This window comes from Pseudomonas rustica (assembly GCF_049959085.1).
GTDB classification, from domain to species: domain Bacteria; phylum Pseudomonadota; class Gammaproteobacteria; order Pseudomonadales; family Pseudomonadaceae; genus Aquipseudomonas; species Aquipseudomonas rustica.
Genome location: NZ_CP188200.1, coordinates 6,095,280 through 6,115,992 on the forward strand (window position 1 = coordinate 6,095,280; position 20,713 = coordinate 6,115,992).

Here is a 20,713-nt window from a genome sequence, read left to right on the forward strand (position 1 = left end):
AGTAAACCGGATCAACCCGGATCGCGGAAGCCAGGGTGGAAGTCTTTCGGCACGGCGACGCTGACGCTGTCACGCGTGGCAATGTCGATGCCTTCGCTGGCGACTTCGGCGAGGAAGTCGATCTGCTCCGGGGTGATCACGTACGGCGGCAGGAAATACACCACGCTGCCCAGCGGACGCAGCAACGCGCCACGCTCCAGCGCATGCTGGAACACTTTCAAGCCGCGACGCTCCTGCCAAGGGTAGGCCTCTTTCGTAGCCTTATCCTTGACCATCTCGATGGCCAGCACCATGCCGGTCTGGCGCACTTCAGAGACGTTCGGGTGATCGACCAGATGCGCCGTCGCCGAGGCCATGCGCTGCGCGAGGGCCTTGTTGTTCTCGATGACGTTGTCGTGCTCGAAGATATCCAGCGTCGCCAGTGCCGCCGCGCACGCCAGCGGGTTGCCGGTGTAGCTGTGCGAATGGAGGAAGGCGCGCAAGGTTGGATAGTCGTCGTAAAACGCGCTGTAGACCTCATCGGTGGTCAGGCACGCGGCCAGCGGCAAATAGCCGCCGGTCAGGGCTTTCGACAGGCAGAGGAAGTCCGGGCGAATGCCGGCCTGCTCACAGGCAAACATCGTCCCGGTGCGGCCAAACCCAACGGCGATTTCGTCGAGGATCAGATGCACGCCGTAGCGATCACAGGCCTCGCGCAGCAAGGTCAGATACACCGGGTGATACATGCGCATGCCGCCGGCACCCTGAATCAGCGGCTCGACAATCACTGCCGCGACGCTGTCATGATTTTCTGCCAGGGTCTGTTCCATGGCGGCGAACATGTTGCGCGAATGTTCTTCCCAGCTCATGCCGTCGGGACGCCCATAGCAATCCGGGCTCGGCACCTTGATGGTGTCCATCAGCAGCGCTTTGTAGGTTTCGGTGAACAGCGGCACGTCGCCGACCGCCATCGCTGCCATGGTTTCGCCGTGGTAGCTGTTGGTCAGGGTGACGAAGCGCTTTTTGTTTGGCTGGCCGCGATTGAGCCAGTAGTGGAAGCTCATTTTCAGCGCGACTTCGATGCAGGACGAACCGTTATCGGCGTAGAACACCCGGTTCAGGCCTTGCGGCGTCATCTTCACCAGACGCTCGGACAGCTCGATCACCGGTTGATGGCTGAAACCGGCCAGAATCACATGCTCCAGCTGATCGACCTGATCCTTGATGCGCTGGTTGATCCGCGGGTTGGCGTGGCCGAATACGTTGACCCACCACGAGCTGACCGCATCGAGGTAGCGCTTGCCTTCGAAGTCTTCGAGCCAGACGCCTTCACCGCGCTTGATCGGGATCAGCGGCAGCTGTTCGTGGTCTTTCATCTGGGTGCAGGGATGCCACAACACCGCGAGGTCGCGTTGCATCCACTGGTTATTCAGGCCCATTTACAGTCTCCTCGAGGCGGCTCGCGTCAGGCGCGGGCAAACAATCGCGCAAGCCTATGCAATGCATCGCGCGGGAACAACCCATTGTGTCGATTGAGCTACTTTGTATGAGCCGATAGACGTCGCTGGCGGCGTTTTGATGGCTAACGTATTCTTCGCGGTTCTTTGGGTCGTCTGACCCGCACAACTGCTTTTTTCTGTGGTATTTCCGGAGTTCGCTGAATGTCTGTCGGTTGGCTGCGCGCCTGTGCGCTGGTGATGTTGGGGCTGTTCAGCGTTACGGCGCTGGCCAAGGATAAAACTGCAATCGTGATCGGCGGCGGCCTGTCGGGTCTGACCGCCGCTTACGAACTGCAAAACAAGGGCTGGCAGGTCACGCTGCTGGAAGCCAAACCGAGCATGGGCGGGCGCTCGGGCATGGCCACCAGCGAGTGGATCGGCAATGAGAAGACGCAGCCGGTGCTGAACAAGTACGTGTCGACGTTCAAGCTGGGCACCACGCCGGCGCCGGAATTCGTGCGTACGCCGAGTTATCTGATCGACGGCGAGTATTTCTCCGCCGCTGATCTGGCGACCAAGCAACCGGCCACCGCTGAAGCGATCAAGCGTTACGAAAAAACCGTCGATGACCTGGCGCGTTCGATCGATGATCCGCAGAACCCGGCCGCGACCAACACCCTGCACGCGCTGGATCAGATCACCGTGGCGAGCTGGCTCGACCGGCAGAACCTGCCGGCCACTGCGCGTCAGTTGATCAACCAGGACATCCGCACTCACTACGACGAACCTTCGCGTCTGTCGCTGCTGTACTTCGCGCAGCAGAATCGCGTTTATCGCGGCGTTTCCGACCGTGACCTGCGTGCTTCGCGTCTGGTCGGCGGCAGCCAGGTGCTGGCGCAGGCGTTCGTCAAACAGATCAAAACCATCAAGACCAACTCGCCGGTATCGGCGATCGTTCAGGACAAGGACGGCGTGACCGTCAAAGTCGGCAGCGTTGGCTACCAGGCGGACTACGTCGTGTTGGCCGTGCCGCTGCGTGCGCTGAACAAGATTGCCCTGACGCCGGCGCTGGATGCTCAGCACCTGGCCGCGATCAAAGGCACCAACTACGGCTGGCGCGACCAGATCATGCTGAAGTTCAAGACGCCAGTGTGGGAACCCAAGGCGCGCATGTCCGGCGAGATCTACAGCAACACCGGTCTCGGCATGCTCTGGATCGAGCCTGCGCTGAAGGGCGGCGCCAACGTGGTGATCAACCTGTCCGGCGACAATGCCCGCGTGATGCAGGCGTTCGGCGACAAGCAGATGGTCGATCAGGTGCTGATCCGTCTGCACGCGTTCTATCCACAGGCTCGTGGCTCGTTCACCGGTTATGAAATCCGTCGCTACAGCACCGACCCGTCGATGGGCGGCGCGTACCTGGCTTACGGCCCGGGCCAGATCAGCAAGTTCTGGCGTCTGTGGGAACGTCCGCTGCAACGCGTAGCGTTCGCTGGCGAACACACCGACACCTTGTACCCGGGCACACTGGAAGGCGCACTGCGCACCGGTCAGCGTGCGGCCAGTCAGGTTGAAGATCTGGCGGCAGGCAAATCCTTTGAGCCAGTGAAAGTGGTGCCGGCTGCAGCAGCGGCGGCGGGTGCCGTGGCGGCGAAGAAGGGCAACTTCTTCAGCAACCTGTTTGGTGGTTCGGATGACGAGAAGAAGCCTGAGCCAGTGAAGGCGCCAGAGCCGGCTCTTGCTCCGGTAGCACCAGCACCTGCGCCGACTCCTGCAGTTGCGCCAGCTCCGGTGGAAGCACCGAAGCCTGCGGCACCGGTGAAGGCTGAGCCAGCGAAGAAAGCGGCGGCCAAGCCTGCGGCGAAGAAACCAGCGGCTAAAACCGAAGCGAAAAAGCCTGCGGCGAAACCGGCAGCGAAGAAGGCTGAACCGGCGAAGAAGCCAGCGGCCAAGCCTGCTGCAACGACCGAGACCAAGGCGCAGTAAGCCTTGCGGTGAATGAAGAAGCGCGGCGTTTATGCCGCGCTTTTTTTTGCCTGACAGTCAGCATTCGCGAGCAGGCTCGCTCCCACATTTGACCGAGTACTTTCAATAGGAATGAGATCAACTGTGGGAGCGAGCCTGCTCGCGAAGGCGCCCGCTCTGCCAACACAAATCCATTGCTTAGAAACAACATCCCGCCACACTTTCCCCGTTAATCTTTCCTTAACACGCCACTTACAGACTCTTGATCGTATTTCTCGATATTTCAAAGCGAAATTTTCCGCTTTAATTCGATAGATAACTCGCTAGTCTTGGTTCGCAGTTCTCACAGGATTTGGGCAATGCAGCTACGTAACTCTTCTTCGCGCTACGGTTGGGTCAGCATCTTCATGCACTGGGGCGTGGCGCTGGTGGTCTTCGGATTGTTTGCGCTGGGTCTGTGGATGGTCGGGCTGGATTACTACAGCAGCTGGCGCAAAGAGGCGCCGGATCTGCACAAGAGCATCGGCCTGGTGTTGCTGGCCGTGATGGTGTTACGGGTGCTGTGGCGCTTTATCAGCCCACCGCCGCCGACGCTGCAAAGCTACAGCCGCATGACCCGTATCGGCGCCAAATTCGGCCACGGGTTTCTGTATCTCGCGCTGTTCGCTGTGATGATTGCCGGTTACCTGATTTCCACCGCAGACGGTGTCGGGATCCCGGTGTTTGGCCTGTTTGAAGTTCCTGCACTGGTCTCCGGGCTACCGGATCAGGCAGATACCGCTGGGGTGATTCACCTGTGGCTGGCGTGGATACTGGTAATTTTTTCCGGTCTCCATGCGTTGGCAGCTTTGAAGCACCACTTTATCGATCGTGATGTGACCCTGACGCGAATGCTCGGTCGCAAAGCCTGAAATTCAACCTCGACTCAAAGGAAAAGAAAGCATGTTGAAAAAGACTCTGGCCGCTCTGGCAATCGGTTCTGCACTGCTCTCGGCTCAGGCCATGGCAGCGGACTACAAAATCGACAAGGAAGGCCAGCACGCCTTCGTTGACTGGAAAATCAGCCACCTGGGTTACAGCTTCATCCACGGTACTTTCAAAGATTTCGACGGTACCTTCTCGTGGGATTCGGCCAAGCCTGAAGCTAGCAAGATCTCCGTTGATGTGAAAACCGCCAGCCTGTGGTCGAACCACGCTGAGCGTGACAAGCACATCGCCAGTAAAGACTTCCTGGATGTTGGCAAGTTTGCTGATGCCAAGTTCGTCTCCACCGCCGTTAAATCGACCGGTGAAAAGACTGCTGACGTGACCGGCGACCTGACTCTGCACGGCGTGACCAAGCCTGTGACCTTCAAGGCCACGTTCAACGGCGAAGGCAAGGATCCATGGGGCGGCGAGCGTGCTGGCTTCAACGCCACCACCACCCTGAACCTGAACGATTTCGGGATCAAGGGCCCAGGTCCTACCTCGCAAACTGCGGATCTGGACATCTCGCTGGAAGGCGTGAAAGTTAAGTAACTTTCCCCCTGCCACACAAAAACGCCCCCGGTTGAAAGGCCGGGGGCGTTTTTTATTGCCCGTCACAACACAATTCCCCCTGTAGGAGCTGCCGAAGGCTGCGATCTTTTGATCCTGGCTTTTTGCAGATCAAGATCAAAAGATCGCAGCCTTCGGCAGCTCCTACAGAAAGCGGGTTTGGGTCGTCCATAAAAAATGCCCCGGCTCTTTCGAGGCGGGGCATTTTTCAGTGCAGCGTTAACTCAGCGATTGCGGGTCAGCAAGGCTGGTTTTTCGCCACGTGGGCGGCTTGGCAGTTGATCGAGCTGTTCAGGCGTCGGGAAGCGGTCGGCTTTCGACTCCTTGTGCATGATCTTCGGGCCAGTGCTGCGCGGGTTTTGCACGGCTGGCTCGCTGCGTGGCTGATCGTCACGGGCTGGACGGCGGTTGCGCGACGACGAAGCGTCATCGCGACGCGCCGGCTGACCATCACGCGGTGCGCCGTTACGCGGGCCGCTGCGTTTGGCTGGCGGGGTGCCGGTGCTCGAACCGTTGCTGTTGCGCGGGCCGTTCTGGCGACCTTGTGGCTGACCGCCACGGGGTGCGCCCGAACCTGCGCCTGCACCTTGAGCGGGTGCGCCTGGACGACGGCCGCGACCGCCAGCCGGAGCAGGCTTTGGCACGTAGTCAACGCGGTTACCGAAGTTATCCACATCGTCATCGAGGAACTCGTCCGGTGCACGATCAGCTGCCGCACGCGGCGGCTGGCTTGGACGCTGTTCGCGGGCGGGGGTGCCTTCGCGCGGTTTCTGCTGACGGGCAGGGCGCTCGCCACGTTCACCGGCCGGCTTGTCTTTGCCCTTGTCTTTGCCTTTGTCTTTACGACCGCCGCCACCGCCGCCGCCATTCGGCCCGTCGCCACGTGGGCCACGTGGATTGCGCGGGTTACGCACGTCCGGACGCTCACGCACTTCCGGCTTCTCGGCTTCAATGGTGCTCGAATCGAAGCCCATCAGGTCGCCGTCGGCGATTTTCTGCTTGGTCATGCGTTCGATGCTTTTCAGCAGTTTTTCTTCGTCCGGCGCGACCAGCGAAATCGCCTCGCCCGAACGACCGGCACGGCCCGTACGGCCGATACGGTGAACGTAATCTTCATCGACGTTCGGCAGTTCGAAGTTGACCACGTGTGGCAACTGATCGATGTCCAGACCGCGTGCGGCGATGTCGGTGGCTACCAGAATGCGTACCTGGTTGGCCTTGAAGTCGGCCAGCGCTTTGGTGCGCGCGTTCTGGCTCTTGTTACCGTGGATCGCCACAGCCGGCAGGCCGTGTTTGTCCAGGTATTCGGCCAGACGGTTGGCGCCGTGCTTGGTGCGAGTGAAGACCAGCACCTGTTCCCACGCGCCGGCGGTGATCAGGTGCGCCAGCAGCGCACGCTTGTGGCTGGCTGGCAGACGGAAGACGCGTTGTTCGATGCGCTCGACCGTGGTGTTCGGCGGCGTCACTTCGATGCGTTCCGGGTTGTGCAGCAGCTTGCCGGCGAGGTCGGTGATGTCCTTGGAGAACGTCGCCGAGAACAGCAGGTTCTGACGCTTGGACGGCAGACGCGCGAGGACTTTCTTCACGTCGTGCACGAAGCCCATGTCGAGCATGCGGTCGGCTTCGTCGAGGACGAGGATTTCCACGTGGGACAGGTCAACGCTGCCCTGGCCACACAGATCGAGCAAACGACCCGGGCAGGCAACGAGCACGTCAACGCCACGGGACATGGCCTGAACCTGTGGGTTCATGCCGACGCCGCCGAAGATGCAGGCGCTTACGAATTTCAGGTCACGGGCGTAGATCTTGAAGCTCTCGTGTACCTGGGCCGCGAGTTCGCGGGTCGGGGTCAGGACCAGTACGCGCGGTTGGCGCGGGCCATGACGCTGGGATTTGTCCGGGTGACCGTTGGGGAACAACCGCTCCAGGATCGGAAGGGCGAAACCGCCGGTTTTACCGGTACCTGTCTGAGCCGCCACCATCAGGTCGCGACCTTGCAACACGGCGGGAATGGCCCGCTGTTGCACCGGAGTAGGCTCGGTATAGCCCGCATCTTCGATGGCGCGGACTAAAGCCTCGGAGAGACCGAGGGAAGCAAAGGACATGAGTAATCCTGTTTTAGTTAGGGCTTGGCCCAATGGGAGTCTTGCCTGGCGCGAATCACGTTTAAGAGGACGCAATCCCGTCCGGTCCTGCTGCGGTTCCGAAGGCACGTCTGGAGTGCTCGCGCGGGCTGGGAAGCTGCGCTGTAGCGGGTCGAGAGGCCTTTTACGGTTCCGGGCGTCCGGGCGTGAGCCTGGCGGGAACGCCGGAGTATAACAGAGCAATCACTGCGCGCTGCTTTCCTGCTGCTCAACGGTTTTGCGGCTGGCCGAGGCATTGCCCAGCGGCGCGACATCGGACGGGGCCGCGCCGTAGCGCGCGCTTAGCTCGGCGTAGGCCGGTTCGCGCTTGAAACGCTTGAGCTCGGCACCGAAACGCTGCACCAGTAAATCCATGCCAGCATTACGCCGAACGGCCAAAAACTGGCTCTGGCGGCTAATCACGGTCGGGTTTTCAGTGATCTGATTGCGGATATCCAGTTCATCGAGCAAATGCTGGCCGACGCGGCGATCGGTGATCAGCAAGTCGATACGACCACGCACCAGTTTGCCGAAATTGGCCTCGTGGGTCGGCGCCGGTTCGCGAGTAAGCAGAGTCGAATTGCTGAAGTCGGGGCTATATAGATAGCCCGGCGAGGTGCCAATGGTCAGGCCTTTGAGTTCTTCGAGTGTGCTGAACGGGTGCGGTCGATCGTTGGCGTAGAACATCACGAACTCGACGTCCGACAGCGGTTCGCTCGGGTAGAGCAGGGTGGCGTCGCGCTCATCGCTGTGAAAGATATCCAGCGCACCGTCGGCCTGACCGGTTTCGAGCATCGACAGGCAACGTTTCCACGGCAGGAACTGCCATTCGACTTCGATGCCCAGCCGTTTGAAGACAATGGCGGTGGTTTCGTAGTCGAGCCCGAGGTTTTTGCCGTTCTCTTCGTAGACGTAAGGCGCCCACGGCTCGGTGACAATACGCAACTTCTCGCCTCGAGCAGCGAAGCTCAGGCAAGCAAAAACCAGCACGGCGAATAACTGTGTGATCAAGGGCATGGCTTGAGATTACGACGAGAAACGCGAAAGAGCCAGAAGGTGGCAGCAGATGCTCTGTTTCGGGCGTTTAAAAGCAAAAGATCGCAGCCTACGGCAGCTCCTACATTGGTATTAATCACCCTGTGTAGGAGCTGCCGAAGGCTGCGATCTTTTAATCTTGCTTCTAACGCTTAGCGCGGCAACTTCAGGTTATTCCAGATCGCCAGACTCGGTTCAGCCTGGTTCATGGAATAGAAGTGCAGCCCCGGTGCGCCGCCCTGCAACAGGCGCTCGCACATCTCGCTGACGACTTGCTCGCCAAAGCGCTGAATGCTTTGCGTGTCATCGCCGTAGGCTTCCAGTTGCTTGCGGATCCAGCGCGGAATTTCCGCACCGCAGGCATCGGAGAAGCGTGCGAGTTTGCTGTAGTTGGTGATCGGCATGATCCCCGGGACGATCGGCAGATCGACACCCTGCGCCTGCAAACGGTCGACAAAGTAGAAGTAGCTGTCGGCGTTGAAGAAGTACTGGGTGATCGCGCTGTCGGCGCCAGCCTTGGCTTTGCGCACGAAGTTGGCCAGATCGTCTTCGTAGTTGCGTGCTTGCGGATGCATCTCCGGGTACGCAGCGACTTCGATGTGGAAATGATCGCCGGTTTCTTCACGAATGAATTCAACCAGTTCATTGGCGTGACGCAGCTCACCGCTGGTCATGCCCATGCCGGACGGCAGGTCACCGCGCAGGGCGACGATGCGCTTGATGCCGGCAGCCTTGTACTCGTTCAGCAGGCCGCGCAGGTCGTCCTTGCTGTCGCCGACGCACGACAAGTGCGGTGCGGCCGGTACTTTGACTTCGCTTTCCAGTTGCAGAACGGTGTTGAGGGTGCGATCACGGGTCGAACCACCAGCGCCATAGGTGCAGGAAAAGAAATCAGGGTTGTAAGTGGCCAACTGACGAGCAGTGGCGAGCAGTTTTTCATGCCCAGCATCGGTCTTGGTCGGGAAGAACTCGAAGCTGTAGCGACGGTCTTGGGACATGGAGGAAACCTCCAGCTACAAGCTGCAAGCTGCAAGCTGCAAGAGAGCGGAGCACCCAAACCTTGCGCCTGAAGCTTGCGGCCAGCGGCTGCATAATGACGATGAAGAAGCCAGCGACAGCCGCAGGCAGCAAGTAAACCAACCGCTTCTACTTGCCGCTTGCAGCTTGAAGCTCGCAGCTGCTTTTAATAGCGGTAAGCGTGCGGCTTGAACGGGCCTTCGACGGTCACGCCGATGTAGTCAGCCTGTTGCTTGGTCAGTTGGGTGACCACGCCGCCGAAGCCGCGAACCATTTCCAGGGCCACTTCTTCGTCGAGTTTCTTCGGCAGTACTTCAACGGTCAGGCGCTCGGCTTTCTGGGCTGGCGAAAGGTCGGCGTACTTCTGGTCGAACAGGAAGATCTGCGCCAGAACCTGGTTGGCGAACGAACCGTCCATGATGCGGCTTGGGTGGCCAGTGGCGTTACCCAGGTTCACCAGACGGCCTTCGGCCAACAGGATCAGGTAGTCGTCGTTCTGCGCGTCGAAAGCGCCCGGGCCGGTACGGTGAATCTTGTGTACCTGTGGCTTCACTTCTTCCCATGCCCAGTTCTTGCGCATGAAAGCGGTGTCGATTTCGTTGTCGAAGTGACCGATGTTGCAGACAACGGCGCGCTTCTTCAGGGCTTTGAGCATGTTCGAGTCGCAGACATTGACGTTACCGGTGGTGGTCACGATCAGGTCGATCTTGCCCAGCAGCGCTTTGTCGATGCTGGCTTCGGAACCGTCGTTGATACCGTCGATGAACGGCGACACCAGTTCGAAACCGTCCATGCACGCTTGCATGGCGCAGATTGGGTCAACTTCGGAAACCTTAACGATCATGCCTTCCTGACGCAGGGACTGCGCGGAGCCCTTGCCCACGTCACCGTAACCGATGACCAGCGCTTGCTTGCCGGACAGCAGGTGGTCGGTACCGCGCTTGATCGCGTCGTTCAGGCTGTGACGGCAGCCGTACTTGTTGTCGTTCTTGGACTTGGTCACCGAGTCGTTGACGTTGATGGCCGGGATGCGCAGTTCGCCCTTGGCCAGCATGTCCAGCAGACGGTGTACGCCGGTGGTGGTTTCTTCGGTCACGCCGTGTACGCGATCCAGTACTTGTGGGTACTTGTCGTGCAGCAGCTGAGTCAGGTCGCCGCCGTCGTCGAGGATCATGTTGGCGTCCCATGGCGCGCCATCCTTGAGGATGGTTTGTTCCAGGCACCACTCGTACTCTTCTTCAGTTTCGCCTTTCCAGGCGAAAACCGGGATGCCGGCAGCAGCGATAGCGGCAGCAGCCTGATCCTGAGTCGAGAAAATGTTGCACGACGACCAGCGTACTTCGGCACCCAGGGCAACCAGGGTTTCGATCAGCACGGCAGTCTGAATGGTCATGTGGATGCAGCCGAGGATCTTGGCGCCTTTCAACGGCTGTTCGCCGGAGTACTTGCGACGCAGACCCATCAGAGCCGGCATTTCCGATTCGGCGATGATGGTTTCGCGACGGCCCCAGGCAGCCAGGGACATGTCGGCAACTTTGTAATCGTTAAAATCTGCAGGCGTGATAACAGCGCTCATGAAGAGCCTCCATTCGTAATGTATGCGAATGGGCGCCGTTGTGCGTTTAGTGTCCAGCCTTAGGCCGGTCAACGCCCCATCCGAGCCTGACAGGTTGAACCTGCTGCAGCGCCCCTCGGACAGGTGGCGGGAAAACGGTATCAATTGAAGATGACCGTTTTGAAACGGTGGCGATTATAGCTTTCTTTGAGCTGCGAGTGGCAAGCCGCAAGCGACAAGTAACAGCGGCTCGGCTTTTACTTGCAGCTTGTCGCTTGCAACTTAAAGCTGGGGGAGTAAACCTAATGCCCAAACACCTCGGAGTCCGTCCCCCATGAATTTCCACACCCGCAAATGGGTAAAACCCGAAGACCTCAACCCCAACGGCACCCTGTTCGGTGGCAGTCTGTTGCGCTGGATCGACGAAGAAGCGGCGATTTACGCGATCGTCCAGTTGGGCAATCAGCGCGTGGTGACCAAGTACATTTCCGAAATCAACTTCGTCAGCGCCTCGCGCCAGGGCGACATCATCGAACTGGGCATTACCGCCACCGAGTTCGGCCGCACCTCGATCACCCTGACCTGCGAAGTGCGCAACAAGATCACCCGCAAGAGCATTCTGACCGTTGAGAAGATGGTGTTTGTGAACCTCGGTGAAGACGGCTTGCCGGCGCCGCACGGCCGCACCGAAATCAAATACGTCAAAGACCAGTTCCAGGAAGATGAGTTAGTCACCAAATAACGCGACCCCCGTAGGAGCTGCCGCAGGCTGCGATCTTTTGATCTTGTTTCTAAAAAATCAAAATCAAAAGATCGCAGCCTTCGGCAGCTCCTACATGTCCGACAAAGGATTTGCGTGGCGCCTACAGAACGTATTCCAGGCCGCGAGGGTCGTAGCTAAACACCACCCCCACGGTTCCCACGCCATGACCACCCCTACCGACGGCAAGACCCCCGACCTCTCGGCCAAAGAACAGCACGAAGTCGAGAAAAACCAGCCGCCCCGCGCGGCCGTTCTGCATGAAATCATCCGCTCGCAAGGCGATCAGGAGCTGGAGCGCAGCATCGCCGCACTCTGGTGGTCGGCGCTGGCGGCCGGGTTGACCATGGGCCTGTCGCTGATGGGCATGGGCCTGCTCAACTCGCGCCTGCCCGACGGTGACGAATTCAAAGTGATCGCCAGTTTCGGCTACTGCGCCGGTTTCCTCGCGGTGATCCTCGCCCGCCAGCAACTGTTCACCGAAAATACCCTGACCGCCGTGCTGCCGGTGATGACCAAACCGACCCTTCAAAACTTCGGCCGGCTGATTCGTCTGTGGACGGTGGTGCTGGTCGGCAACCTCTGCGGCACGATTCTGGTGGCGTACGTGATGCTCGAACTGCCGATCTTCGATACCAAGACCGATCACGCTTTCCTCGAAATTGGCCGCAAGGTCATGGAAAACCACGCCAGCCAGATGTTCGCCAAGGGCATCGTGTCCGGCTGGATGATCGCCACCATGGTCTGGATGATCCCGTCCATGGAGAGCGCGAAGATGTGGATCATCATCCTCATCACCTATCTCATGGCGCTCGGCGATTTCACCCACATCGTCGTCGGTTCGGCGGAAGTGTCGTACCTGGTGTTTGCCGGCGAGTTGCCGTGGAGTGATTTCTGGATGGTCTTCGCCGGGCCGACGCTGGCGGGGAATATCATCGGTGGCAGTTTCATCTTCGCGTTGATCAGCCACGCGCAGATTCGCAGTGAGAGCGGGACGCCGAAATCCAGCGGCCCTGATGAGGATCAAGGCGAGTCGAAGAAGGATTCCGAGCGATGAGGCGTGGTCGTTGAAAGTGCCGCGCACAAAGCGCTGATCATGTTTGGCCGATCGGTCTGGGCCGGGCTGATCAGCGCGATCTCGCGGTCATAGCGATCATTGCCAATCTGGCTCACTGCGCATTGATGGCCCCATTGCTCAAAACCGGACCAATAGGGCACGAGGCTCACACCCATGCCGCCCGTCACCAGCATGGCAATGGTCTCCAGCGCATCCAGATCGACCATCGGTGTCGGCTTCAATCCTTGATCCGCCAGATATTGCTCGGCGTAGCGTCCGCCCCAAGCGTCCGGGTCGTAGCGGATGTAAGGCTGGCTCATGAGTTGCGCAGGAATGCTGATCGAGGACTTTTCTTTCGACAGAAACACCAGCGGTTCCTTGCGCAGGGACACCGCTTGCAGGGCTTTGGGCAATTCGAACGGCGGAGCGACGAGGATCGCCGCGTCCACTTCGCCTGAAAGAAGTGCCTGATACAGCGATCGCGATGTTCCCGGCACGATCACCGGGGTCAAACCCGGCGCCGACACGGTCAGCGCGCGCAATGCTTGCGGCATCAGCCCGGTCAGAACCGTGGAAATTGCGCCGATTCGCAACTGTCCGGTCAGCCCCGCGCCGTCAGCGTCTCCCGCCAATAAGGCCACTTCACGAACGATACGTCTGGCTCTGGGCAACAGACCGAGACAGGCCTGACTCGGCTTGGCGGCATGCCCGACGCGGGATAACAGCTCAAAACCGAGCTGCCGTTCGAGCGCGAGAATGCGCTGACTGATCGCGGCGGCCGTCAGTCCTTCAATTCGCGCAGCATGGGCGATCGAGCCGCATTCGACCACGGTGATCAGGCTCTTTAAATATCGCGTGTCCATAAGAAATGCTTTCGATAGCAGTAAGAATTACAGGCTATCTCTTTTGATCGAAACCGCACAGTCTTCAAGCATTCCGCTGTTTCCATCGCCCGGTGATCGTCAGGAGTTCTATATGCAGTCGATTTTTCATCTCGCTATGCACGTCCGCGATTTGCAGGTTTCCCGCGATTTTTTTGGAGGTTTGCTGGGGTGTAAAGAAGGTCGCAGTACCGAGACCTGGGTCGATTTCGATTTTTTCGGCCATCAATTGTCGTTGCACTTGGGCGAACCCTTTGCGGTCAGCAACACCGGGAAAGTCGGCGAGCATAACGTGCCGATGCCCCATCTCGGCGTGATCCTCGAGATGTCGGACTGGGTTGCGTTGAAGGAGCGCTTGATCGAAGGCCAGGTGCAATTTGTGCTTCGTCCACACATTCGTTTTCCCGGAGAGCCCGGTGAGCAAGCCACGATGTTTTTTCTGGATCCTGCCGGCAATCCGATTGAGATAAAGGGCTTCACTGACTTGCAGGGTGTTTATGCACAATTTTGATCACGCTGATGCCACCGCCATTGCTGAGCGGGTTCGTTCGCAGGCCGTGAGCGCAGAGGCCGTCGCCGAGCATTTCCTTGACCGTGTCGAAGCGCAGGAGTCGAGCATAAAAGCGTTTGTTTCGTTCGACCCGGACGCAGTTCGCAGCCAGGCTCGGCACCTGAAAAACAGCGATGCAAAAGGCCTGCTGGCGGGTGTGCCCGTGGGGGTCAAGGACATCTATGACACCGTAGATCATCCGACCCGTTTCTACTCGCCGATCTATGAGGACAATCGTCCTTCGCGTGATGCCCATGTCGTCGCACTGCTGCGCCAGGCCGGGGCGGTGATCATGGGCAAGACCCACACCACCGAATTCGCTTACATGCACACCGGGCCAACTCGCAATCCGCATGATCTCGACAGAACCCCCGGAAGCTCCAGTGCCGGCTCGGCAGCGGGGATGGCGGCCGGATTTTTTCCGCTCGCGTTGGGCACGCAGACCGCCGGGTCGTTGATCAAACCGGCCTCCTATTGCGGCCTGTATGCGTTCAAACCTTCGTACGGGCTGGTTTCGCTGGAAGGGGTAAAGCCATTGGCGCCGAGTTTCGACACGGTGGGTTGGTATGGCCGCTCGGTGCGCGATCTCGAGCTGATAGCGCAAGTCTTGATCCCCGGTCTCCCGACACTTGCTCATCAACAGAGCGTTTGCACGTTCGGCTTCTGTCGTACGGCGCGTTGGGATCAGGTTGATGAAGAGGTAGCCACAGCACTGGAAGCCGCGGTTGAGGATTTGCGAATGGCGGGCCATCAAGTCATTGAAGTGGTGCTGCCTGAGGCGTTTGCGTCGGTATTCGATGATCATCTGTTGATCAACGATTGCGAGGGCGCCCGCTCACTGGCCAAAGAGCTGCAAGTGCACCCTGACCAACTCAGTGAGGAATTACTGGCGATGATCGAGCGCGCCCGTCTGACGACGTGGGCGCAAGAGTCAGCGGCGAAGAAGCGCCTGGCAACGTTAGCCGCGGTGTTGGAGCCGATATTCCAACCGTTTGACGCGGTGCTGGGTGCGAGCTGCGGTATCGTCGCGCCGGTGGGGCTTGGCGCGACGGGGCCATCCGATTTCAGCAAATTCTGGATGGCGTTTGGCTTGCCGCAAATCAACCTTCCTCTCGTCCGCAAGACCGGGGCGTTGCCCATTGGCCTGCAAATGATTGGCGCGTTCAGAGCCGACAGTCATCTGTTATACGCTGCCGGGCAGGTTGAGGCAGTGCTGAGCACTGCCCGCGAGACGGCGCCACAGTGATGCGTCAGTGCGCAGATTCAGTCGCCGCTTTCGGCTCATTGCGCGTCGCATGCTTGACCAGTTTGCCGATGGTCAGGCCCTGCAGCAGGATCGACGACAGCACCACGATGTAGGTGATGCTCAGCAGCAAATCGCGCTCCGGCCCCAGCGGCAGGGCCAGCGCCAGTGCCACCGAAACACCACCGCGCAAACCGCCCCAGGTCAGAATGCGGATGGTGCCGGCGGGCACTGTGCGCCAGCGCCGTAGCAGCAGAATCGCCGGAGCGACGGTGAGCAGACGCGACAACAAAATCGCCACCGCCAACACACCGGCCGCGGCCATGTGCAACCAGTTGAACGGCAGCAGCAACAGCTCCATGCCGATCAGCGCGAACAGCAGCGCGTTGAGCATGTCATCGAGCAATTCCCAGAAACCGTCGAGGTAACGACGAGTCATTTCGTTCATCGCCAGATTGCGCCCGACGTTGCCGATGATCAGACCGGCGACCACCATCGCGATCGGCGCTGACACATGAATCTCGGTGGCCATCGCCGAACCGCCGATGACCAGCGCCAGCGTCAGCATCACAGTGATCTGATGCTGCTCGATGCTTTTGATCATCCGATAGACCAGGTAACCGATCAGCCCGCCGAACAGCACACCGCCAATCGCTTCGTGAACGAACAGCATGGCCGTGGCGCTGACGGTCGGGGTTTCGCCGAGTTGGGCGATGCCGAGCAACACGGTGAACACCACAACCGCCGTGCCGTCGTTGAACAGCGACTCGCCGACGATGGTGGTTTTCAGTGGTTTCGAGGCGTTGGCGGTACGCAACACGCCGAGCACCGCGATCGGGTCGGTGGGCGAAATCAGCGCGCCGAACAGCAGGCAGTAAAGAAAACTCACGTGCCAGCCGAACAGGGCAAAGATGTAAAAGGCGAGGCTGCCGATCACCGTGGTGGCGATCAACACACCGAAGGTCGCCAGCAGGCCAATCGGCCAGCGGTAGCTGCGCAAGTCGTTGAGGTTGACGTGCAAGGCGCCGGCGAACAGCAGGAACGAGAGCATCCAGTTCATCAGCAAATCGCCGAAGTCGATCTGGCCGATCAGTTGCTGCACGCGTTCTTCAAGACCGGGGTAGCCGAGTACGCTCAGGCCTTGCAGGATCAGCGAGAACAGCAACGCGGTGACCATCACGCCGATGGTCGGCGGCAGTCCGATGAAGCGGAAGTTGACGAAGGTGAGAAGGGTGGTGAGGCAGATGAAAGCGGCGACAAGTTCAAGCATCCGGGGTCCTTTGGATGGAGGGGTTTTTGAGGTGCGGCCATGCTTGGGCGCAAGGGTTTGATGGGGTGACAGTGGCTGAGGGCACAAGCTTCCCTCACCCCAGCCCTCTCGCGGAGGGAGAAGGAGCCGATCTTGGTCGAGTTCAACTCCTGAGTTCGACTCGAAGTTTCAGGTCGGCGTAGCTCGCACATTCACGTCGGTCAGTCCCCTCTCTCTCTGGGAGAGGGTCAGGGTGAGGGCTAGCCGGACACATTGACCGCAACCGCCCCCCGACGTTGCAGATAAATAAACAAAAGCGCCGTCAGCACCGTCAACCCGCCGACCAGCGCCCCCGTCCACGGCAGATCCGCCAGATCCGCACCGCTGGCAACCACCAGCCCGCCGATCCACGCGCCCGCCGCGTTACCCAGATTGAATGCGCTCTGGTTCAACGTCGAACCCAGATTCGGCGCCTCATGCGCCTGATCGATGATCAGCAACTGCAAAATCGGGCACAGCGCAAAAGCGAATATCCCCCACAGCACCAGCGTGATTGCGGCGGGTACCACCGAACGGCTGGTCTGACTGAACGCCGCCAGAATCACCACAACCGCCAGCGCCACACCGACCAGCGAAGGCAACAAACGGCTGTCCGCCAGACGTCCACCGAGCATGCTGCCGCCGGTCAAGCCCACGCCAAACAACAGCAACATCACGGTCACGCCATGCGGGCTGACGCCGGTGATGTCCTGCAGGATCGGCGCGATGTAGGTGAACACGCTGAACAGACTGGTCGAGGCCAGCACGCTCATGCCCAGCGCCAGCAGCACATTGACCTTGCCCAGCACTTTGAACTCGCTGGCGAGGTTGGCCTTGTCCATCGGGATGTGTTTCGGCAGCCAGAACCACTGAGCGAGGGCGGCGATGACGCCGATCACCGACACCGCCCAGAACGTCGAACGCCACCCGGCGTACTGGCCGAGCGCTGTGCCCAATGGCACGCCGAGGACGTTGGCCAAAGTCAGGCCGGTGAACATCATCGCAATTGCTTGCGCACGTTTGTTCGGCGCAACGAGCCCGGCGGCAACCACCGAGCCGATGCCGAAAAACGCACCGTGGCACAGCGCCGTGACCACGCGTGCAGCCATCAGCGTCGCGTAGTTCGGGGCGAGGGCGCAGAGGATGTTGCCGAGGATGAACATCAGCGTCATGCCCAGCAGCGTCGCTTTGCGCGGCATGTTGGCGGTGCCGATCGCCAGGATCGGCGCGCCGAAAACCACGCCCAGCGCGTACCCGGTGATCAACAAACCAGCGTGGGGAATGCTCACGGCGAGGTCGCGGGCGACGTCGGGCAGCAGGCCCATGATGACGAATTCAGTGGTGCCGATGCCGAATGCGGCAACAGCGAGGGCAAGCAAAGCGAGTGGCATGCGCAAGGTCTCTGTCGGTAGTCTTGACGCTGTGATCAGGCGTACGCAGGCCATCGACCGTTCTCGGAGAGAGGCGGTGCAGGCGGGAATTATTGGAATTTTTCTGTGCGCAACTGAGTGCGGCGTGGTCGCTTGCAGTATAAACAGCTGCTGACACATCGCGAATCAATAATCTGACTATTCGAATTATCGATTTTCACTGTAGGAGCTGCCGCAGGCTGCGATCTTTTGATCTTGCTCTTAAAAATCAGGATCAAAAGATCGCAGCCTTCGGCAGCTCCTACACGGGGATTCATAAAAATAAGAGGTGAAAGGTGCTGGCGACGGGTTTGGTATTGATGGCTGCGCTGTTGCATGCGACGTGGAATACGTTGATCAAATTCAGCGCCGAGCGGCTGCTGGTGGTGGCGTGCATGGACACCGTGGCGCTGCTGGTCGTCGCCATCGCGTTTCCGTTTGTGAGCCTGCCGCCCATGGAGATCTGGCCATGGATTCTGGCGTCGGCGGCGTTTGAACTGCTCTATCGCTATTTGTTGATTCAAGCGTATCGGGTGGGCGATCTGGGGCTGGTCTATCCACTGATGCGCGGACTGTCGCCGCTGGTGGTGCTGGCGCTGACCCTGATCTTCGCCGGTGAGGTGCTCACCACCCAGCAGATCTTCGGGATCATGCTGATTCCGGTGGGCATGGTCTGCCTGCTTTGGCAGGGCGGCGGTGGCAAACACTTGCCGTGGTCGATGCTGCCCGTGGTGGCGCTGATCGGCTTGTGCATCGGTTGCTACACCTACATCGATGGCCAGGCGCTGCGGCGCTGGTCGCATCCGCTGGATTATCTGGTCTGGGTCACGCTGCTCAGCGCCTGGCCGTTTCCGTTGCTGGCGTGGGTCGCCAAGCGTCCGGCGTTCATGCTGTTCTGGCGCGAGCAATGGAAGCTCGGTCTGGCGGTGGGCTTCTGCGTGTTGGCCAGCTACGCTCTGGTGCTGTGGGCGATGCAGTTGGGCTCGATTGCCGAAGCGGCGGCGTTACGTGAGATCAGCGTGATCCTGGTGGTGCTGTTCGGAATGCGCTACCTCAAAGAACCTTTCGGCCGACCGCGGCTCTTAGCCTGTGGGCTGGTGCTGATTGGCATGCTGATCATGAAGTTCTGACAGCCCGCGAATTCTATAACTCGAAAAAAGGACGGCGTTATGACGGTGGCTCTGTGGTGTGTGTTGATCGCGATTTTTTTGCCGTATGTCTGCACTGGTGTGGCCAAGGCTGTTGGCGGCTATCGGCTGAGTGACAATCATGATCCGCGCGACTTTCTCGAAAGCCTGAATGGTGTGGCTCGGCGGGCGCATGCGGCGCAATTGAACAGCTTTGAAGTGATGCCGGCGTTTGCCGCGGCGGTGCTCGTCGCGCATCTGGTGGGGACGGCGCAGTTGGTGACGGTGAATGTGCTGGCGGTGATGTTTATCACCAGTCGCCTGCTGTACATCATTTGCTATCTGGCCGACTGGGCGATCTTGCGTTCGCTGGTGTGGTTTGTGGGGATGGGGTTGATTGCTTCGTTCTTCTTTGTGTCGGTTTAGTCAAAGCAAGATCAATAGATCGTCCGAACGCGGCCCGAGCCTGCGGCAGCTCCTACACAGGTTATGTGTTTAGCCCTGTAGGAGCTGCCGAAGGCTGCGATCTTTTGCTTTTAAGGTTTGTCCGCCACCTGCGGCACTTGCGGCAGCGGCGCGCCTTTTGGCCAGAGCATCCAGATTTGCCCCTGCTGTTTCATGTCCCCGGCCAGTTGCCCGGCCGCATCGCCTGTGCCCCAGAAGAAATCCGCACGCACCTCGCCAGCAATCGCGCCGCCGGTGTCCTGCGCCGCGACCGGGCGAACCAATGCGGTGCCATCCGGGCGCGTGGTCGACAGCCACAACAGACTGCCCAACGGAATCACCTTGCGATCCACCGCCGCGCTATAGCCAGCCGTTAGCGGTACGTTCAGCGAACCGCGCGGGCCTTCGTTGCTGTCCGGGTTGCGGGTGAAGAACACGTAGCTCGGGTTGCTGCCCAGCAGTTCCGGGATGCGCGCCGGGTTGGCCTTGGCCCAATTGCTGATCGCGCTCATGGTCACGTCTTCTTTCTTCAACTCGCCTTGCTCGACCAGCCAACGACCAATCGGCCGGTACGGATGACCGTTCTGATCGGCATAGGCGATGCGCAGCTGTTTGCCGTCCTGAGTCTGGATGCGCCCGGAACCCTGAATTTGCAGGAATTGCAGGTTCATCGGATCGGTCAGGTAGGCGACCACGGGGGCTTTCACGCCTTTGGCTTCGATGGTCGCGGCGTCGTCGTAAGGTTTGAGCACGCGACCTTCGAGACGACCGCGCAGGCGTTTGCCCTTCAATTCCGGATAGATGCTGTCGAGCGAGACGATGATCATGTCTTCGGGCACGCCGTACACCGGGACATTCGCCACGTCGGTCGGGGTCAGGCTGCCGGGGTAGACCGGTTCGTAGTAACCGGTGATCAAGCCGTTGGGATTGTCGTTTTCAGCGCGCAGACCGAAGACATCGAGGTTCTGTTTGAGAAAGGCGCGAATCTCGTCGGCGCTCTGCGGCACAGTGGCCGCTGCTGCGCAGGTCGGGCCCCAGACCGTATCAGCCTTGAGTCGGGTGCAGGCGCTGCGCCACGAACCGAAACCTGCCACCAGATCGCTGTCGGACACAACCGGCAGTGCTTCCCACGTGGCGCTGGAGTAAGTGGCCAGTGCGTGGGTTTTCGGCTTGGCAGTCTCGCCACCGGTGCAGCCGGCGAGGATCGCCAGCAGCGGAAGGGTTGCGATCAATGGGTGACGCCAGGCCTTGAAGCGGCTGTTCATGGAGTAATTCCTGTGCCGGTCGCCCGAATGCTCCATGCGT

The 20,713-nt window shown here is 59.9% G+C and carries 18 protein-coding genes and 1 riboswitch; of the genes, 9 read left to right on the forward strand and 9 right to left on the reverse strand.

Features of this window, described 5'->3' with window-relative positions; genetic code table 11:
• Positions 1-11: 11 nt before the first annotated feature.
• The gene (locus ACP3TY_RS27670) at positions 12-1,418 is read right to left on the reverse strand and encodes an adenosylmethionine--8-amino-7-oxononanoate transaminase (protein ID WP_426618929.1); all 1,407 of its coding nucleotides are present in this window, start codon (positions 1,416-1,418) and stop codon (positions 12-14) included.
• Positions 1,419-1,640: 222 nt separating this feature from the next.
• On the opposite strand from ACP3TY_RS27670, the gene ACP3TY_RS27675 reads away from it, so the two are divergent.
• The 3 genes from ACP3TY_RS27675 to ACP3TY_RS27685 all read left to right on the forward strand — a co-directional run bounded on the left by ACP3TY_RS27675 (position 1,641) and on the right by ACP3TY_RS27685 (position 4,901).
• A complete protein-coding gene (locus ACP3TY_RS27675) occupies positions 1,641-3,404 on the forward strand; it encodes a flavin monoamine oxidase family protein (protein ID WP_426618930.1) in 1,764 nt (587 codons plus the stop codon).
• 338 nt (positions 3,405-3,742) lie between these two features.
• A complete protein-coding gene (locus ACP3TY_RS27680) occupies positions 3,743-4,294 on the forward strand; it encodes a cytochrome b (protein WP_426618931.1) in 552 nt (183 codons plus the stop codon).
• 31 nt (positions 4,295-4,325) lie between these two features.
• On the forward strand, positions 4,326-4,901 hold the full coding sequence (locus tag ACP3TY_RS27685; protein ID WP_159811867.1) for a YceI family protein: 576 nt from the start codon (positions 4,326-4,328) through the stop codon (positions 4,899-4,901).
• A 242-nt stretch (positions 4,902-5,143) separates the two neighbouring features.
• On the opposite strand, the gene ACP3TY_RS27690 is transcribed toward ACP3TY_RS27685, so the two are convergent.
• From ACP3TY_RS27690 to ahcY, 4 genes are all read right to left on the reverse strand, one after another.
• A complete protein-coding gene (locus tag ACP3TY_RS27690; RefSeq protein WP_426618932.1) occupies positions 5,144-7,024 on the reverse strand; it encodes a DEAD/DEAH box helicase in 1,881 nt (626 codons plus the stop codon).
• A 222-nt stretch (positions 7,025-7,246) separates the two neighbouring features.
• Positions 7,247-8,059 (reverse strand): substrate-binding periplasmic protein, encoded by an 813-nt coding sequence (locus tag ACP3TY_RS27695; RefSeq protein WP_426618933.1) that lies wholly within the window; start codon positions 8,057-8,059, stop codon positions 7,247-7,249.
• Positions 8,060-8,229: 170 nt separating this feature from the next.
• Entirely contained in the window at positions 8,230-9,075 is an 846-nt protein-coding gene (gene metF, locus ACP3TY_RS27700; RefSeq protein ID WP_053124662.1) for a methylenetetrahydrofolate reductase [NAD(P)H], read from the reverse strand.
• Between the two features lie 185 nt (positions 9,076-9,260).
• Positions 9,261-10,670 carry an adenosylhomocysteinase gene (gene ahcY / locus ACP3TY_RS27705; RefSeq protein ID WP_159811865.1) on the reverse strand — a complete coding sequence of 470 codons (1,410 nt, stop codon included), beginning with the start codon at positions 10,668-10,670 and terminating at the stop codon, positions 9,261-9,263.
• A gap of 23 nt (positions 10,671-10,693) precedes the next feature.
• A riboswitch (S-adenosyl-L-homocysteine riboswitch) is annotated at positions 10,694-10,793 on the reverse strand.
• 190 nt (positions 10,794-10,983) lie between these two features.
• Between ahcY and ACP3TY_RS27710 the strand changes: the two genes are divergently transcribed.
• Positions 10,984-11,391, forward strand: coding sequence for an acyl-CoA thioesterase (locus ACP3TY_RS27710; protein ID WP_016984776.1), 408 nt, complete (start codon positions 10,984-10,986; stop codon positions 11,389-11,391).
• A 184-nt stretch (positions 11,392-11,575) separates the two neighbouring features.
• Positions 11,576-12,466, forward strand: coding sequence for a formate/nitrite transporter family protein (locus ACP3TY_RS27715; protein WP_053124651.1), 891 nt, complete (start codon positions 11,576-11,578; stop codon positions 12,464-12,466).
• Here ACP3TY_RS27715 and ACP3TY_RS27720 read toward each other — a convergent pair.
• The gene (locus ACP3TY_RS27720) at positions 12,433-13,329 is read right to left on the reverse strand and encodes a LysR substrate-binding domain-containing protein (RefSeq protein ID WP_426618934.1); all 897 of its coding nucleotides are present in this window, start codon (positions 13,327-13,329) and stop codon (positions 12,433-12,435) included. The two genes, ACP3TY_RS27715 and ACP3TY_RS27720, sit on opposite strands and share 34 nt — an antisense overlap.
• Positions 13,330-13,441: 112 nt before the next feature.
• Between ACP3TY_RS27720 and ACP3TY_RS27725 the strand changes: the two genes are divergently transcribed.
• Positions 13,442-13,858, forward strand: a complete 417-nt coding sequence (locus ACP3TY_RS27725) for a VOC family protein (RefSeq protein ID WP_426618935.1) — start codon at positions 13,442-13,444, stop codon at positions 13,856-13,858.
• Entirely contained in the window at positions 13,845-15,143 is a 1,299-nt protein-coding gene (locus ACP3TY_RS27730; RefSeq protein WP_426618936.1) for an amidase, read from the forward strand. The genes ACP3TY_RS27725 and ACP3TY_RS27730 overlap by 14 nt, the downstream gene beginning before the upstream one ends.
• Before the next feature lie 4 nt (positions 15,144-15,147).
• Here ACP3TY_RS27730 and ACP3TY_RS27735 read toward each other — a convergent pair whose 3' ends face one another.
• Both ACP3TY_RS27735 and ACP3TY_RS27740 read right to left on the reverse strand, forming a co-directional pair.
• Positions 15,148-16,410, reverse strand: a complete 1,263-nt coding sequence (locus ACP3TY_RS27735; RefSeq protein ID WP_159811860.1) for a cation:proton antiporter — start codon at positions 16,408-16,410, stop codon at positions 15,148-15,150.
• Positions 16,411-16,649: 239 nt separating this feature from the next.
• On the reverse strand, positions 16,650-17,819 hold the full coding sequence (locus tag ACP3TY_RS27740) for an MFS transporter (RefSeq protein ID WP_159811859.1): 1,170 nt from the start codon (positions 17,817-17,819) through the stop codon (positions 16,650-16,652).
• Between the two features lie 314 nt (positions 17,820-18,133).
• Between ACP3TY_RS27740 and ACP3TY_RS27745 the strand changes: the two genes are divergently transcribed.
• Together ACP3TY_RS27745 and ACP3TY_RS27750 are read left to right on the forward strand one after the other, a co-directional pair.
• Positions 18,134-18,967, forward strand: a complete 834-nt coding sequence (locus ACP3TY_RS27745; RefSeq protein ID WP_426618938.1) for an EamA family transporter — start codon at positions 18,134-18,136, stop codon at positions 18,965-18,967.
• Positions 18,968-19,006: 39 nt separating this feature from the next.
• Positions 19,007-19,390, forward strand: coding sequence for an MAPEG family protein (locus ACP3TY_RS27750; RefSeq protein WP_053124636.1), 384 nt, complete (start codon positions 19,007-19,009; stop codon positions 19,388-19,390).
• A 110-nt stretch (positions 19,391-19,500) separates the two neighbouring features.
• Here the strand turns inward: ACP3TY_RS27750 and mltA are convergent, their stop codons facing one another.
• The gene (gene mltA, locus ACP3TY_RS27755) at positions 19,501-20,673 is read right to left on the reverse strand and encodes a murein transglycosylase A (RefSeq protein ID WP_426618940.1); all 1,173 of its coding nucleotides are present in this window, start codon (positions 20,671-20,673) and stop codon (positions 19,501-19,503) included.
• Between the last annotated feature and the right edge of the window lie 40 nt (positions 20,674-20,713).